Origin of the sequence: Paenibacillus sp. PDC88 (assembly GCF_900106725.1) — a bacterium.
Taxonomy (GTDB): Bacteria; Bacillota; Bacilli; order Paenibacillales; family Paenibacillaceae; genus Paenibacillus; species Paenibacillus shunpengii.
Genome location: NZ_FNNT01000023.1, coordinates 13,576 through 28,231, shown reverse-complemented (window position 1 = coordinate 28,231; position 14,656 = coordinate 13,576). Strand labels below are relative to the sequence as shown.

Sequence of the window (14,656 nt, the reverse complement as noted above, 5' to 3'; positions counted from 1 at the left end):
TTGCACTTAAGCGGTTGAACCGCCGTATACCGAACGGTACGTACGGTGGTGTGAGAGGTCGGCTACTCAATTAATGGGTAGCCTCCTACTCGATTATTTGGAAAACGGGTCTTATATAGTATTGTGGCTGCTTAGTTAAATTGGCATACGACTTAAAATAGTTTAAACTATAGTTTGTAGTTAGAAACATTAATTTAGAAATAAATGAAACTCTTCTGAAAGAGGTAGCGAAAATATGCGAGTAAAGAGATTCCATCTAGATGAAGAAGGTATCAATAAATTTTTTGGTTCGTTAGAGGCTAAAATAATGGAGATATTGTGGAGCAACGGGAAAATGACGATTAAACAAGTTCATGAATTAATAAACGCTGAATCCCCTATCTCACTGAACGCAATCATGACAGTTATGACAAGACTAACTGATAAAGAATATTTAATAAAGGAATCAAGTGGCAGGGGCAGAACAAGATTAACTTATTTTTCTGCCCCCACAACAAAAGAAGAATTTATCCAGGAGCAAACCCAAGCGGTTACTAATGGACTAATTGCTGATTTTGGCTCATATATGGTTCGTAATTTAATTGATAGTCTAGACAAAGCGGATCCTGATTTAATTCAACAATTAGAGAACAAATTGAAGGAACTAAAAAATGAATAGTTATTCGAAAATACTGTTTGATCCAAAGCGGGCAGTAGTAGTAGGGATAGCTATTTGCAGTTTGGTTCTTTTTCAGATGGGCTATGTTATATACCATCAACTTCAAGATGTGCCAAGTAATCATAATATAATTCTATTGCTTCAAGCTACATTTACAGGTGTATTTGTTAATCATGTAACTGCCGAAATGATCATTAATGCTTTTATCACCTTTTCAGTTGTTACGCTTGGTTATCAAGTATTTAATCAATATTTTCGCTATAAGGGTATGAAGGAACTCTTTTTCCAAATGGAGGAGTTGGATTTATCTACTGAGTACTCAGAAAAATACAAGTCATTAAATATAAAAATAAAAGTGATATCAAATCCAAACAAAATAGCAATGTCAGCTGGATTCTTCAAATCCGACATTATTCTTTCCACAAGTCTGTTAGATCAGTTTAATGATGAGGAAATCAGGGCAATCATTTACCACGAATACTATCATTGTTTTAAACGACATCCCTTTTATACGGTTATTTTAAAAATACTCTCTGAATGTTATGTTTTTCTGCCGGTGATAAAAAGTTTAGTTAACTACTATGAAATCCAAATGGAATTAAAAGCAGATCAATATGTAATAGAACAGATGAAGAGTAGAAGACAGATAGGGAACGTTTTATTGAATTTGATCAAGGAGCATAAAAGTGAACCACTATTTAAAGGTGTGCATCTTGCTCATGTAGCTATAAATTATCGTCTACAACAGATTCTCACTCCTGATGCTAAGCTGATCATTCCTATTTTAGATAAACATACGATTCTTATCTCTTTGATCACGCCATTAATTATGGGAATAATAATTCTGATTATCAACTGTACCTAAAAATATATCTAAGTGAAAGCTTGTAACTTCAATGACTTTAAGTCATCATTGATAGAAATGTGAATAATAATCTTCTCCGCAAGCTAGACTGATTATTGAGGATATAAATTCATTAGGTTTGGTTAAGTGAGCGCGGTAAACGAGACGGAGCATAACGTGGGTAACGAAGAAAGGTCGCAGCTTAACAGCGTGGCTCCTTATCTAAGGTAAAGTATAACTTGATCTCAAGTTCAAGAAAATCGCGCAATAGAACGAAAAAAGCTAATATACTTTAGTATCATTTTAGACGTTAGTCAATTTTTTTCATTTGGTTGTTGGACAATACCTTCGTGATATTTGCCGTTATAATAAATGATCATTTTATCACCAATAAAATTCATCATGAGAAATGCGTAATATAAATGCCGCCTTCAATTAGAACGATAATTGTCGGGGGACAAGAACATGTTCCCATTCAAAGTCGCTAATTTAGCGGCTTTTTTATTTTATCGGTACAAGTTCTTGTCCCAGGCCAAGGACAAGAACTTGATCCGATTGCCGATTAGATAAATATATAAATAGGAGCGCATATAAGTTTGAGCCACGATAAATACAATGAAACAGGACATTTTTCGTCTTTAAATGGAGCGACTGCCTCTAGGGGAAGAAACCAACAGTCAATAATTATCAAAAAAACGCTATTTAGTCACTGGAAAAAGCTGAGGAGGGACAAGAACTTGTACCTATTGCCGATTAGATAGATATCTAAATGAATTTTACAGCTATTCATTAAGCTAAAGGGCAGGTTAACGTAGTGACGAGGGAGAACTTAATTAGACAAGATTAGTTGGAATCGGTCTTCAGGGGATGCGAACGATGCTGACAATTTGGTGCAGGAAATGCACGGAAAGTCATTTTTATATGCGATAGTATTTAACTCGAAAGGAGGGAGAGCGATGGATTGGTTGGAGAGGATGAAAAGCGCCATGGATTATATCGAAACGAATTTGGCTGACAATATCTCATATCATGACATAGCGCAGATCGCCTGTTGCTCTACGTATCATTTTCAACGAATGTTCCCGTTCATCACCGGAATCTCCTTATCCGAGTACATCCGACGTCGACGTTTGACATTGGCGGCTTTTGAACTGCAGACAACCGATGCAAGGGTGATCGATGTTGCCATGAAATATGGATACCAATCGCCGGAAGCGTTCGCACGGGCGTTCAAGAATCTCCATGGGATCATGCCGATATCTGCGCGCGATAAAGGCGTTTCCTTAAAAGCCTATCCTCGAATGTCCTTTCATATCTCAATAAGAGGAGATGTCGAGATGAATTACCGGATAGAACAAAGAGGAGCTTTTGAGATGTTCGGCGTTTATGGTCATGTTAGTCAGGATTTGCAAACGGCATTTACTGATGTTCCTCAGTTCCGTAAACAATGTGATGAGGACGGCAGTGTGGATATAATGAACGAGTTGCTGGGGCGGTTTGGTAATACGGTGCTGCACGCTGCCTTATATGACCATACGGGAGAATCATTCAAGTACATGGTATGCTATCATCTACCGAGGGGACTTGAAATTCCGAAGAGATTTACAAAGCTTTCTGTTCCAGCTTTAACATGGGCTATTTTTCCTGAGCCGCAATGTGATTTACAAAAACTATGGGAACGGGTGTATACCGAATGGTTCCCGACATCTGGATTCGAACAGGTTGAGGGTCCTCAATTCGAAATGTATTATGGAATGCCAGGGCATACACAGGGTGAGATCTGGATACCAGTAAAGAAAAAGTAATGATAGGACTAACGACGATGAGCATTAGTTCCATCGTACACAACCAAGGATGAAGCTGCCGCCACGATCGGCAGCTTCATTACGTTAACGGGAAACGATAGCTGAAAGGAGGAACTGTTATACACATCATTCATTTCCGAATACTTGGTACATTAACAATTGTCCATGGCTTGTTATATTTCCCACCAATACTTGAATATCTTTGGGGTTGGAGGTTAGCACCGATCGGATTAGTTTACTGTTTTATTGAGGTTGCAATAGGGTATGTCTTGTGCTCGAAAGAATGGATGGCCAGAGTAGGAATACTTAAAACTATCCTACTTTGTAATCTGATTTATCAGTTGATATGGAGTTATTTATTGATTGACCAGATTGTAAGGGTTAATGAGATTTTGCCAGGGTACATCCCTTATCTTCTCCATTTATTATTGGCTTCGGTGGCTGGATTTTATTTCATCAAGGTACGAAGTATACAACAAGCGAGCTAACGGGAAACGTTAATTCAAAGTAGCATGGAGCAGTTCGCCGGTTGGCAGCTGCTCCTTTTTCGTTAAGCGCGTGCCCAGCTAAGCACGCATCTTCTAACCGGTGAAAGTCCGGTCACGGGAGGGGCCAAGCCCCTGTGTAGCTAGGATACCTACGTACGGTGAAAACTGTGCGTAGAAGCGTATCGACAAAAGTATCTGTCGGAGACAGGGCGAGCAACATATCAGGCCGTAACATCAAGTGAATCCTGCCGCGTCGTCAAAAAGGCCTCGCAAGAGGGACAAGGGGAAGCCGAACCCCGGCTTAATGGGTGAAGGCATGGAAACTGCTAAGAACTTGGAGCGGCAGTGAAGAATCCTCCGGCGTAAGGGGATCGGCATGATATGAAAGAAGATGCAGTGAACTGGGGAGACCCTCCTCTGCACGGAATTTTTTTTTGAAACCGTAACAAAGTGGTCTATAAGTCCAAAAGACGAAATGATCTACTTGCAGGAAGGGAGTCCGAGGGGCTCATAATACTGAGGAACTGCAGGACAACACAACCTGCAGGAGGGAAGGAGCCCTGCTTTGTTCATGTTTTTTTTTTTAGGAGGTACGAATTAGTGAATGCCAAACGGCTAACGACACCAAAGGAAAACGTTCAACAACTCCAGAAGAAACTAGGTCATGCGGCCAAGGAAAACAAGAAGCGCAGATTCCACGCGTTGTATGACAAGGTCTATCGAATGGATGTATTAGAGGAAGCCTGGCGGAGAGTACGAGCTAACAAAGGATCGGCTGGCGTCGATGGAGAAACCTTTTCGGATATTGAGGAAAAGGGAGAAGCATTATTCCTGTACGAATGCCAACGACGCTTGAAGGAAAACAAATACCATCCACAGCCCGTTCTCCGGCACTACATTCCGAAGAAAGACGGGAAGCAAAGACCGCTGGGCATCCCAACCGTCCGAGACCGCGTCATCCAGATGGCAGCGAAACTGGTCATGGAACCGATCTTTGAAGCGGACTTTCAGGAATCCTCATTTGGGTTCCGTCCAAAACGAAGTGCGAAAGGGGCACTGGACCGAATCCGAAAAGCCTGCAACCGAAAAGGAAATTGGGTGGTCGACGTCGACATCCAAGGTTACTTCGACAACATCAACCAAGAGAAACTGATGAAACTGGTAGAGATGCGAATCAGCGACAGGCGCGTCCTGAAGCTGGTAAGGAAGTGGCTGAACGCGGGAGTGATGGAGGAAGGAAAGATCAGGCGATCCGATCTGGGTACACCACAAGGTGGTGTGATATCCCCCCTGCTAGCGAATATCTATTTGAATTATTTTGATATTCTGTGGGAACGACATGGCAGTGAAAATGGGGAACTTACGCGTTACGCGGATGACTTCGTTGTCGTATGCAAAACGAAGAAAGATGCAGATCGGGCGTATGCACTCATACGTGCGATTATGGAGCGTCTGGAACTGACCTTGCATCCGACAAAAACGCGGATCGTAGGATTATGGACAGGAGAAGAAGGGTTTGATTTTCTAGGCATGCATCATCGCAAGACGAAAGCTGAGACATCCTCCGGAAGAGTGTACTACACCACGCAGCAGTGGCTGTGCCGGAAAGCGGAGGAACGCATCCGGGAAGTGGTAAAAGAGCGTTTAGCTCCGTCCAGCCAGAGACACAAGTCACTCGTGGAGCATATAGGTTGGCTGAACCCGAAGATTCAGGGGTGGCGCAATTACTACCACACGTCCTACAGCCAACGAAAAATGGCGAAGTTAGATTGGTACATTGTGCTGCGTTTGGCAAAGTGGTATGCAAAGAAAAGACAACGTTCTCGGTGGCAAAGTGCAGTCCAAGAAGTGAGGAGCATGGCGAGTCAATGTGGACTCAAAACGCTTTTGTAATCTGTATGCACATGAATGACGAACATCGGAAAGCCGTATGAGGGAAAACCTCACGTACGGTTTGATGAGGAGGGGCTGGTTTACCCAGCCCTTTACTCTAGTAATGGGCAGCATCTCCTAAAACAAACCAATTAATATTTTTGTCGTTTTGCATTGCTACCTCCTTAATGGCTACCGGGCTCACTTCATAATATTTTTAAATTTACATATGGAATTATATTTATTAAGGCGAGATTATAGTCCACTCTTCAGAGTTATCCCTTTTTTCTAAATAAGTGCCAAATTCAGTATCGAAAATAATATAATGATTTTCTGATATAGGGATAAATTCGTACTTATTAGTGGTAACCTTATTATCTGGTATTTGAATACTTGGTTGATTTTTAATAGCATCTGAAATTAACCATGAACTGATTACTAAACAAACACCTAAGAATAAGACAGCCAGAATCTGAAATTGTGATTTAATTGTGCTCACTCCTTTTCTGAATGTTTGTTCGATACTACTTTAACACGACTTTTTCCACTAAGGTTTGCTTACAAATTTGATTAAACTTTCATTAAGCTAAAGGGAAACGTTAATTAAATTGAATCAGATGGCAGCAATAAACAAGATTGGCTGCCTTCATTCAACAAAGAGAAGGGATAGTATAATATTAAGGTACAGACACATAAATTTTTATAACTACAAAGGAGAGTATTATGGGGATATTGAGCACAATTCCGTTCACTCGTGATCATTTAGAGTCGCTTTTGACTTTTCTCTTAAGGAAGGAAAACCAATTTACTCATTTGGAATTCGCAAATTGGTGTCACTCTTTCTGGTCAAACTGGAGGAGCGATAATGATGACTTATTTAATAGAACAGATGAGGATACGATAAATGTAGTTGTGGATATTTATGAGGTTTACCAAAATACGGGAGCTGAAAAGTTCAAAGACAGCCAATTTAAAGTTTGGATGCTAGAACTGAACCCAATAATAACATTTAAATAATTTGTTAAGCTATCGGGAAACTTTAGTTTAATCACTAGGAGAAGATAATTTTGAATCATAAAGAATTCGAAGCAGTTATAAAACTTCCCGCGAATATTCGATACGAGTATTTTATTAAGAAGGTTGTTGATTTTGAAGAAGTTTGGGGATTGTATGAGGAAGGATGGGCAATGACTTCAGACGATGATGGAAGCATGATGATTCCATTCTGGCCAAAGAGAGAATTTGCGGAATATTGTGCTTTTGAAGAGTGGTCTAATTATAAAGCACAGAGTATCTCTTTAGATGAGTTTATCAATGAGTGGTTACCAGGTATTGAGGAAGACCAGTATAAGCCATCAATTTTCTGGAATAGAAATGATTCAGCTGTTCTTACGGTTAACGTACTGCTAAACGATTTGGATCAAGAACTTGAAAAGTATTGAACTAACGTTACGCTAACGGGAAACGTTAGTCGAAAATAGAAAGGAGCAGTTTGCCGGTGGCAGCTGCTCCTTTTGTTAAGCTAACGGGCAGGTTAGTTGAACAAAATATTTGATTGTTGAGAAGCTACGGAACTATCAATCTTTTCATTTCGTCTATATTATGACAACAAGAATATGGGGGAGTATACATGAAGAATATTTTGGTGTTCCTAGCTTTTCTTTTGGTGATAATGAGTTCTATTGGATGTTCAAATGAGGAGAACAAAATTAGCGATGTTTCGGTTCTTCGTGAAGTAGCCTGGAATAGCCTTACTGAAAGTGCTAAAGAAGAAGTAAAAGGTGACTGGAGATCAGCAAATGTTGCAGAAGTGGAGTTGAGCGAGCTGCCGACAGTACAAAACGGCGGTCAACCACCTCAAGTTGATAACCTGTACAAAGTGACTTTCAAAACAACCAGTGATCTTATTTTAGGTCCCATTCAAGTATTTCTTAATGCTGATACAAAAGAAATCATCAGTTACGGTGTGAGAAGATAATAAAAAGGAATCAACAAAACAAGAAGGCAGCCAACCGATGCGATTGGCTGCCTTCTTTAAGCTAACAGGCAGGTTAGTTTAATGCTTCGTAAATACTTCCGTAGTATAGATCACGAAGCTTAGATATACTTAGACAAATGCTAAGTAAGAAATTCAATTTCAAAAAAAATGGACTCGATGAAGAGTACATACCGGAATTTAGTATTTCGAAATACTACTAATCAACGTTCCCTCTTTTTATAAAGGATCTGCTAGGATATTAAAGAACATATAGGGGGTGTGCCTTTTACTCGTGAAGGAGTTAAAGAATGTTGAATGCACACGATCTTACCTTCACCTTCCTGTTCTAAAAGAAACGATTATTCTTATAAAATAGGTATATTTAGTTTATGGAAATTGATAACGGTGGGGAAAGGGAAGTAGGTAATTCATATCTTGTACTTTGGCCATAGAAGGACTATTTGTAATCAATGATGGGTATGCGGTAAAAGAATTTGCAGAGGTTTTAATACTTTGGTTCAAATGATAGTGATATCGCTTATGCATTTGACACGAGAAATACAGAGATGGCAATAGTGGAAGTTTCATTTATCAGAATGGATTTAGACGAAATTAGTGTATGCTCAGATTCCTTTGTTAGCTTCCTTAGATACTTGTACAGTCAAAAGTCAAAATTAACAGTTCCTTTGTTCAAATAGTTCAAGGACATAAATTTCAATGAATTGGATGGTGTTTAAAGAGATGGAAAAGCAAGCAGTGGAACTTTATAAAGAGTTTATCGATGATTTAGTTGAAATCCGAGAATGTGTCCTTTCTGAATGGATCAAACAAAATTCCTGGCCTAATACAAATGAAAATGAAGAAATTAATAAGGTTTTGAGTGAGTTGTCTACAGAACAAAAAGAGGTGTTTGCTCTTATTGCCCAATCTGCACGTGAAAGTGGAATTCATGATGTACTTGTCTATCTGACTGATCAGATCAGTATTGGGGGACTTGAGATTTATAAAAATGATATTAAGTTAGCAACCGAGCCGTTTGACTCTGGTATGCATTATGATTGGGTATCCCGAAAAGAGGGTGATATTTGGCCTGATCTAAATGATTAATGAATATTTTTCGTTCAACTAACGGAAAACGTTAGTCGAAAATAGCGCATGGGGCAGTTTGCTGATTGGCAGCTGCTCCTTGCTCATTAAGCCTAAGCTAGCTACGGGCAGGCTAATAAAATAAAAAAACCTCTTATGAGGTCTTTATTCCTTAATGTTGCTCTTATAATGTTGGTATCGACTAATTCCTAAAAATACTGAAGCAATAATAAACATCCAAGATTGAAACATATCTTGCCTTCTGATTATGTCTTGAATTAATGAAGAAGCGGCAAGAAGTATTAAAGTTAATATAACTACATCGGCAAACAAAGGTGTTCTTTTGAAGTACCATCTTAGAACTAGCCAACTTAAAGCTCCTAGACCTAACAACCAATAAAGAAACATTGTTGCACCTCACAAAAATAAGGATGTATTTTAAGGAAAACAAATAGCACCTTGTTGTTAGAAGGTCTGGCTTTGTAGATTGATTTAAGATTGAACAATGATTTTCTTTATTTCCTTATAACGACGGAATGCAAGTATAAGTGAAATGATAATAGTCATGAGAGCAACAAAAGGGTCTGATTGGTATTTAAATAAAACCTCAAAGAGATATCCAACTCCAAGTAAAAATAGGGTTAGGATCATGGTATCCGTAAATGTTGGTTTTATATTCAAAAATTTTTTGAATGACCAATTTAGAATTAAGGAACTGATAACCCCTAAACCAATAACCCAATATATGAACATGTCACACCTCCAGATTAAACTTAACACAATATACAGTATATGTAAATTACATTGAAAGACGACTTTTGTCGAGGGACAATAACTTGTACCGATTACCGAAATGGACATGAACATAGTCCGATTTCCGATTAGACAGATATCTAATTCATTTTTTAATCTGGAGGTGCCCGTTTGATTAACTGTCCTTATTGCAATATTATTGATGACTTCAGTCATGAAGTAATCATTAGCAACAACAACAACAACAAACAAAACAATGAAAGAAAAAAAAAAAATGCATAATATATATATATATACATGTGTACAAAATCCACCTTTGGTGAATATGTATTGTTGTTTACGTAATAAATATTATGTTAAGTTAGTTAGTTCTTCTTGCCATTTCGGCAATCGGTACAAATTCATTTCCTGAACCAAGGATAAGAACTTGTATCAACCCCCTTATTAACAGGAGGTTGATACATGGGTATTTGTGTTAAACGAAAAATCTCAAAAATGTATTTTCATACATCCATTAATCCATGATCGATGGCATAAAGAAATACGTTATCATGACATTTAATTAGATTATCTAAATGATTCATTAATTGAATTCGGTCCATATTTTGAGTATTCGAGGATTCTAAAATCACATCGATTATTTGGTGGTGGTTTAATATCGCTTCACTAACCATGGTTTTCAACATTGGATCACTCACCATCGTTTCCATATTTTCGAGCTTATATAAAGATTCCTTAAATTTTTGTAGCATACGCTGAAATTCACATGCCTCATCTTTATAATCGTTGCTCAAATGGTATCCCCTCCAGCACATTATAAATAAGCATATGATCAAAATATTAGAACCGTGCATATAACTGAGCCTATTCCTAGTTTGATCTTTTCTAAAATGAAAGACCATATGCATCAATATCTCTTTCGTTTGCCACTTTTGCAACCTCTTTCTTCTTCAGTCCCACTCCCCTTAACATATAACCGTCTATGAAAGTTGAATGACTTCATGCATAACCACCAATAACAGAAACTGCTGTTCTTTTTCACCTTTAATCATCCTTCAGAATAATTCACAGAGAATAATAACGCTCTTTTTATCATTAATTTCATCTCAGAATAAGCAAAGATATCATAAAAGACTTCGTCTAGCTGTTTTTCTCTTGAATGTGATTACATTCTCCTTATGTCATATATTCATTTTATTTTAAAACAACTACATCTTCTTGATTCAGTTTACTAGTTTCTCAAAATCGCAACATGTTCTTTTATAAATAACCTCACTTTGCTATAATAAAATTGCATTAAATTAGCATTTAATGCAATTTTGATTTAAAACGAATTCTAGGATGTGAGTTAATGGGTTATATAGAAATATTCGAGCGTTACGATCGAGAAGTAAGGCTGTTTGTTTCCTATATGAAGGATCGTGAATATTCGAAAGATACCCAAAATGCTTATCTTCATGATTTAAAGCATTTTCTCCTAAGTTTAGATGATAAACCCATCAATGATGTTACGGATATTGAAATTATGACCTATCTCACCCAGGTTAGAGAAAATGGTGCAGGAGCACGCTACCGAAATCGGTGTCAGTCAGCAATTCGATTATTTTATAAAGTGATGGTTAGATTCCGAGTAATAGATCATAATCCTACATTGGACATTGAAAAAGCAAAAGTTGAAAAGAAAAGGCAACCTACCTACCTCCAAAAGCAGTTTTTAGATGCCTCCCTAGAGCTCATTAAAGGAAGACATCAATTAAGGGATATTACGATCGTCGCTTTAATGGCGTACGCTGGACTTCGTGTAAGCGAGATAGTTAGATTAGATATAGTTAATTATGATAAAGATAACTCAAATATTGGTGTCTTAGGTAAAGGGGGGAAATGGAGATATATCCCTCTTCCAGCTGAGTTAAATCAACTGTTAGAGTTATACTTGACGGAACGAATCACTCCCTGGAATAGCAAGGAGCCTGCTTTCTTTGTTTCTCAATTTCGCAGGCGTATTAGCAAGCGAATGGTGCAGACTATCGCAGAAAAAACTTTTGATGCACTTATAGCAGAGTATCCTCAGTTTTCCGGAATGTCTTTATCTGCCCATAAATTTAGACATTCATTCGCGACGGATCTCTTACGGAATGGGGCTGATCTTCGTGCAGTACAGGATCTTCTTGGTCATGAGTCCATTTCTACAACTCAAATATATACTCACGTTATGGATGAGGTGAAGGAAAGAGCAATGCATAAAATAAAACCTTCGATCCCTTCCATCATAACATCAAAAGAAAAAAAGCAAGTTTAGAAAGAGCAACCGGTCTATATGCAGGTTGCTCTTACATCAAAGTCTATTATTCTTTCGCGAGTAAATGCAGATTTCATCATTTCAAGGATCAATTTATAGGAGAATAGCAGCTGATCGCGATCGCTGAATGCATGTAAAGTTCAGTAATGGTAACAATCACTGTCTGAATTAAATTAATACTTTACAAAGTGGGTATGTAACAAAACCGGACTTCACTTGGTGAGTTGGGGCTGCCAATACTTCCATTTCAATAAGATCAGACATCAAGGACATAGGTAGTTTATTAACATCAAATGGGATAAAATCAAGAAATGGCTCCCCTAAATCAAGGTTAACGGAGACTACGTATAAATCTTCATTATTTCTAAGCTGCTCATTAGGGTCTAGAATGATACAAGTATTCTTATTGTCCGGATATTTAATTTTATGTATGAAATAATCTGAGCCTCTGAAGTTTATCTTTTTCAGCATAAATGCTTCCTATTGTTTCAACCAGATAAAAGCACCTTATTATCTGGTTGTTTTTTATATATTTTTTCATTTACTTTGTTTAATTTTTTTAACCAGGAATGTATATACCTCGGGATCATAAATTATAAGATTTTTGAAATCCTCTGGAACTTTACCAGCCTTAAGAATCAATTCATACGTTTCTACTTCTAATGCTTCAGCAAGACGAATCAACAACTCTTCGCTAGGTGGATTATCGTGATTATTTTCTAGACGGCTTATATAAGGCTTTTTTATCCCTGTCAAATTAGATAATTGGTCTTGTGTAAGTTCTCTTGCTTTTCGTAGTTCACGTATATAATCACCGAATAACATACTTGTCTTACTCCTCTATACTTAATTTAACCATAGTATAGTAGGTATTGTGTTGAAATACAACACAGATGAACCGGCAGCAAGACTCTTGAATTTCAACATTGAAAAGGAACGCTTCCAATCGCATGAAGGCGTTCCTTTTATTGTTTCAAAAATTACACTGTGAGGGAAACTGAAAGTGTTTCTACAATACAGTTGTCGTCAGATGGAATGGATTTTCCACTTTTTTGCATTGCTTCGACTTCCATAAGAATTAAGTCTCGAGCATTGTCGCGGACTTCTTCAAGAGTATGACCTTTGGCTCCAAGTCGAAGTGCTGGTATATATGCTGTGTAATCCTTTTCTGCTGCGTCCTGTTCAATCATAATAATAAAACCTTGGTTGTGGAATTGTTGCGACATTTTTGAATTTCTCCTTCCGGTATGGGGGTTATGAATTAAAAAAGGTGTCACTCTGGACAGCCTAATTGATGAGTGCAAGTGTTAGCTGCAGACAGCTAACCCTCCACTCATCTCAAGGCCCTCCAAAGTCAGACGACTAATTTGAGCTGCTCTACCAAGTTACCCTCGCTAAAACTCTTAACGATTTTGAGTTCACTTTTGGCGGTATCACAAACATATAAACAATCTCTCCAATGCTTATCACGGATGCTAGGCATGCTTTGGATCCATTCCTTTTGAAATGCGATTACTTCATCATAATTACTCAGTTGAATTAAATGAGTACCGCAATCATAGACATACCAGGCAAATATTCCTCCATTGGAAGAGTCCATTACTTTAAGGTCATGTAAATAAAAGTCTGCATGAAATTTTTCGTTAACTATAACGCTTTTAACTACAGATTCCATCTGGTTAATAAGCTCCGGTTTCATACGTTGTTTATGATTTTCTTTGAAAATTGTCTGCATGTTTATTGCCTCCTTTATAGTTAGTTCTATCGATTCTCTTCAGATGAAGTCTGATATGGTGACTTGAGATTCATTCACAAATTCAGAAAGAAGGACTGGTTTACCCCTTTTGGTTTTCATGGTATGGCCAAGATGTAACTCCATACGTTTTAAGTACTCCCAATCATCAGGGTAGAGCTGAGCGACACGCTCCATTTCCGAAGCGGTATTAAAGATACAGAAACGACAGCTGCAGCGTGAAACCCATTGATAACAAGGGTGTAGTTCAATACTGTAATTGGCGGCCAGTTGCTTAACCTGGGATTTAAGCATATTCTTGATCGGTCGGAACCAATGCACTTCACGATTCTTTCTTTTAGTTGCCTGGGCAGGATGATACTCAAATATTGGCTCCTTCGCTCGATCAGATGATTCTTCTGAGCGTTCCCCAGTAAGCATTAGAATTTTACAGTCATCGAACTGACGAACCCACTTTGCGTAAACGTCTCGCTTCGTATAAGAAGTGCAGAATCTGCAGCTTTTATCCGGAAACATTTTGCGATCTCGAATACGTTCTTCAAGTGACTTGTCACCCCAAATTACGACCAATGGAATATCCAGCTTTTCACTTGCGTATCGCAAGTATTCATCGGTCTGCGGCCAATCAAAGAGTTGTTGCTTCTCTTCCGGATTTCCATCAACGCGCATATGGACAAGAACCATCTTTTCGGATGGTATTTTGTATCCATACTTCATAAGCAAGGCGAGTGCAAGTGAGTCGGCACCCCCTGAAAAGTTAATATGATAGTGGTCATACAGGTCCACAGCGTACATCTCAGGTGGAAGTGTGGGAAGCACAAACTGCTCAGCACATAGAGTTTCAATCCAGTCCTCTACGGGGATCAACAATTCATCACTAGCTTGATAAGGATCTCTGTACTCGTTAATTATGTTTGACCTCCAGTAAGGCAGAAAAAAGCCATAGAAACACAAATAGACACCTCCGGTGTCTATGTTCTCCATGGCAAATTAAGCCCAAAATATTTATTAGCCGATTATCGGTTTAACTCTCTCTTTATCGAATAGTCAACGATAAAGAAAAATCTATAACTCATGTAATACTTTAGTTATAGCAAAAAAGACAAAATTCGTCAATTAC

Annotated in this window: 15 protein-coding genes; 9 read left to right on the top strand and 6 right to left on the bottom strand. The window is 38.2% G+C overall.

Going from position 1 to position 14,656, the window contains the following annotated elements; genetic code table 11:
• Positions 1–235: 235 nt before the first annotated feature.
• From BLW49_RS28205 to BLW49_RS28170, 8 genes are all read left to right on the top strand, one after another.
• A complete protein-coding gene (locus tag BLW49_RS28205; protein WP_090728234.1) occupies positions 236–658 on the top strand; it encodes a BlaI/MecI/CopY family transcriptional regulator in 423 nt (140 codons plus the stop codon).
• Entirely contained in the window at positions 651–1,523 is an 873-nt protein-coding gene (locus tag BLW49_RS28200) for a M56 family metallopeptidase (RefSeq protein WP_090728233.1), read from the top strand. The genes BLW49_RS28205 and BLW49_RS28200 overlap by 8 nt, the downstream gene beginning before the upstream one ends.
• Positions 1,524–2,458: 935 nt before the next feature.
• On the top strand, positions 2,459–3,307 hold the full coding sequence (locus tag BLW49_RS28195) for an AraC family transcriptional regulator (protein ID WP_090728231.1): 849 nt from the start codon (positions 2,459–2,461) through the stop codon (positions 3,305–3,307).
• A gap of 1,088 nt (positions 3,308–4,395) precedes the next feature.
• The gene (ltrA, locus tag BLW49_RS28190; RefSeq protein ID WP_090728229.1) at positions 4,396–5,688 is read left to right on the top strand and encodes a group II intron reverse transcriptase/maturase; all 1,293 of its coding nucleotides are present in this window, start codon (positions 4,396–4,398) and stop codon (positions 5,686–5,688) included.
• A gap of 702 nt (positions 5,689–6,390) precedes the next feature.
• Positions 6,391–6,684 (top strand): hypothetical protein, encoded by a 294-nt coding sequence (locus BLW49_RS28185; RefSeq protein ID WP_090728227.1) that lies wholly within the window; start codon positions 6,391–6,393, stop codon positions 6,682–6,684.
• 50 nt (positions 6,685–6,734) lie between these two features.
• A complete protein-coding gene (locus BLW49_RS28180) occupies positions 6,735–7,109 on the top strand; it encodes a DUF2750 domain-containing protein (RefSeq protein ID WP_090728226.1) in 375 nt (124 codons plus the stop codon).
• A gap of 188 nt (positions 7,110–7,297) precedes the next feature.
• Positions 7,298–7,645 carry a hypothetical protein gene (locus tag BLW49_RS28175; protein ID WP_090728224.1) on the top strand — a complete coding sequence of 116 codons (348 nt, stop codon included), beginning with the start codon at positions 7,298–7,300 and terminating at the stop codon, positions 7,643–7,645.
• Between the two features lie 717 nt (positions 7,646–8,362).
• A complete protein-coding gene (locus BLW49_RS28170) occupies positions 8,363–8,752 on the top strand; it encodes a DUF6547 family protein (RefSeq protein WP_090728222.1) in 390 nt (129 codons plus the stop codon).
• A gap of 1,235 nt (positions 8,753–9,987) precedes the next feature.
• Here BLW49_RS28170 and BLW49_RS28155 read toward each other — a convergent pair.
• Positions 9,988–10,278 (bottom strand): hypothetical protein, encoded by a 291-nt coding sequence (locus tag BLW49_RS28155; protein WP_090728217.1) that lies wholly within the window; start codon positions 10,276–10,278, stop codon positions 9,988–9,990.
• A gap of 557 nt (positions 10,279–10,835) precedes the next feature.
• Between BLW49_RS28155 and BLW49_RS28150 the strand changes: the two genes are divergently transcribed.
• On the top strand, positions 10,836–11,783 hold the full coding sequence (locus BLW49_RS28150; protein ID WP_090728215.1) for a tyrosine-type recombinase/integrase: 948 nt from the start codon (positions 10,836–10,838) through the stop codon (positions 11,781–11,783).
• A 168-nt stretch (positions 11,784–11,951) separates the two neighbouring features.
• Here the strand turns inward: BLW49_RS28150 and BLW49_RS28145 are convergent, their stop codons facing one another.
• The 5 genes from BLW49_RS28145 to BLW49_RS28125 form a co-directional block, all read right to left on the bottom strand.
• Positions 11,952–12,254, bottom strand: coding sequence for a hypothetical protein (locus BLW49_RS28145; protein ID WP_090728213.1), 303 nt, complete (start codon positions 12,252–12,254; stop codon positions 11,952–11,954).
• 66 nt (positions 12,255–12,320) lie between these two features.
• Complete coding sequence (locus tag BLW49_RS28140; RefSeq protein WP_090728211.1) at positions 12,321–12,608, bottom strand: helix-turn-helix domain-containing protein; 288 nt, start codon at positions 12,606–12,608, stop codon at positions 12,321–12,323.
• 155 nt (positions 12,609–12,763) lie between these two features.
• A complete protein-coding gene (locus BLW49_RS28135; RefSeq protein WP_090728210.1) occupies positions 12,764–13,009 on the bottom strand; it encodes a type II toxin-antitoxin system HicB family antitoxin in 246 nt (81 codons plus the stop codon).
• 128 nt (positions 13,010–13,137) lie between these two features.
• Positions 13,138–13,518, bottom strand: coding sequence for a hypothetical protein (locus tag BLW49_RS28130; RefSeq protein WP_090728208.1), 381 nt, complete (start codon positions 13,516–13,518; stop codon positions 13,138–13,140).
• A 39-nt stretch (positions 13,519–13,557) separates the two neighbouring features.
• Positions 13,558–14,403: a phosphoadenosine phosphosulfate reductase domain-containing protein gene (locus tag BLW49_RS28125; protein ID WP_256209966.1), complete on the bottom strand. Its 846-nt coding sequence runs from the start codon at positions 14,401–14,403 to the stop codon at positions 13,558–13,560.
• Positions 14,404–14,656: the final 253 nt, after the last annotated feature.

Excerpts from the sequence above, each read along its gene's own strand:
- BLW49_RS28205 (WP_090728234.1), top strand. The coding sequence starts at position 236 with ATGCGAGTAAAGAGATTCCATCTAGATGAAGAAGGTATCAATAAATTT.
- BLW49_RS28200 (WP_090728233.1), top strand. The coding sequence starts at position 651 with ATGAATAGTTATTCGAAAATACTGTTTGATCCAAAGCGGGCAGTAGTA.
- BLW49_RS28195 (WP_090728231.1), top strand. The coding sequence starts at position 2,459 with ATGGATTGGTTGGAGAGGATGAAAAGCGCCATGGATTATATCGAAACG.
- BLW49_RS28185 (WP_090728227.1), top strand. The coding sequence starts at position 6,391 with ATGGGGATATTGAGCACAATTCCGTTCACTCGTGATCATTTAGAGTCG.
- BLW49_RS28175 (WP_090728224.1), top strand. The coding sequence starts at position 7,298 with ATGAAGAATATTTTGGTGTTCCTAGCTTTTCTTTTGGTGATAATGAGT.
- BLW49_RS28170 (WP_090728222.1), top strand. The coding sequence starts at position 8,363 with ATGAATTGGATGGTGTTTAAAGAGATGGAAAAGCAAGCAGTGGAACTT.
- BLW49_RS28150 (WP_090728215.1), top strand. The coding sequence starts at position 10,836 with ATGGGTTATATAGAAATATTCGAGCGTTACGATCGAGAAGTAAGGCTG.
- BLW49_RS28145 (WP_090728213.1), bottom strand. The coding sequence starts at position 12,254 with ATGCTGAAAAAGATAAACTTCAGAGGCTCAGATTATTTCATACATAAA.
- BLW49_RS28140 (WP_090728211.1), bottom strand. The coding sequence starts at position 12,608 with ATGTTATTCGGTGATTATATACGTGAACTACGAAAAGCAAGAGAACTT.
- BLW49_RS28135 (WP_090728210.1), bottom strand. The coding sequence starts at position 13,009 with ATGTCGCAACAATTCCACAACCAAGGTTTTATTATTATGATTGAACAG.
- BLW49_RS28130 (WP_090728208.1), bottom strand. The coding sequence starts at position 13,518 with ATGCAGACAATTTTCAAAGAAAATCATAAACAACGTATGAAACCGGAG.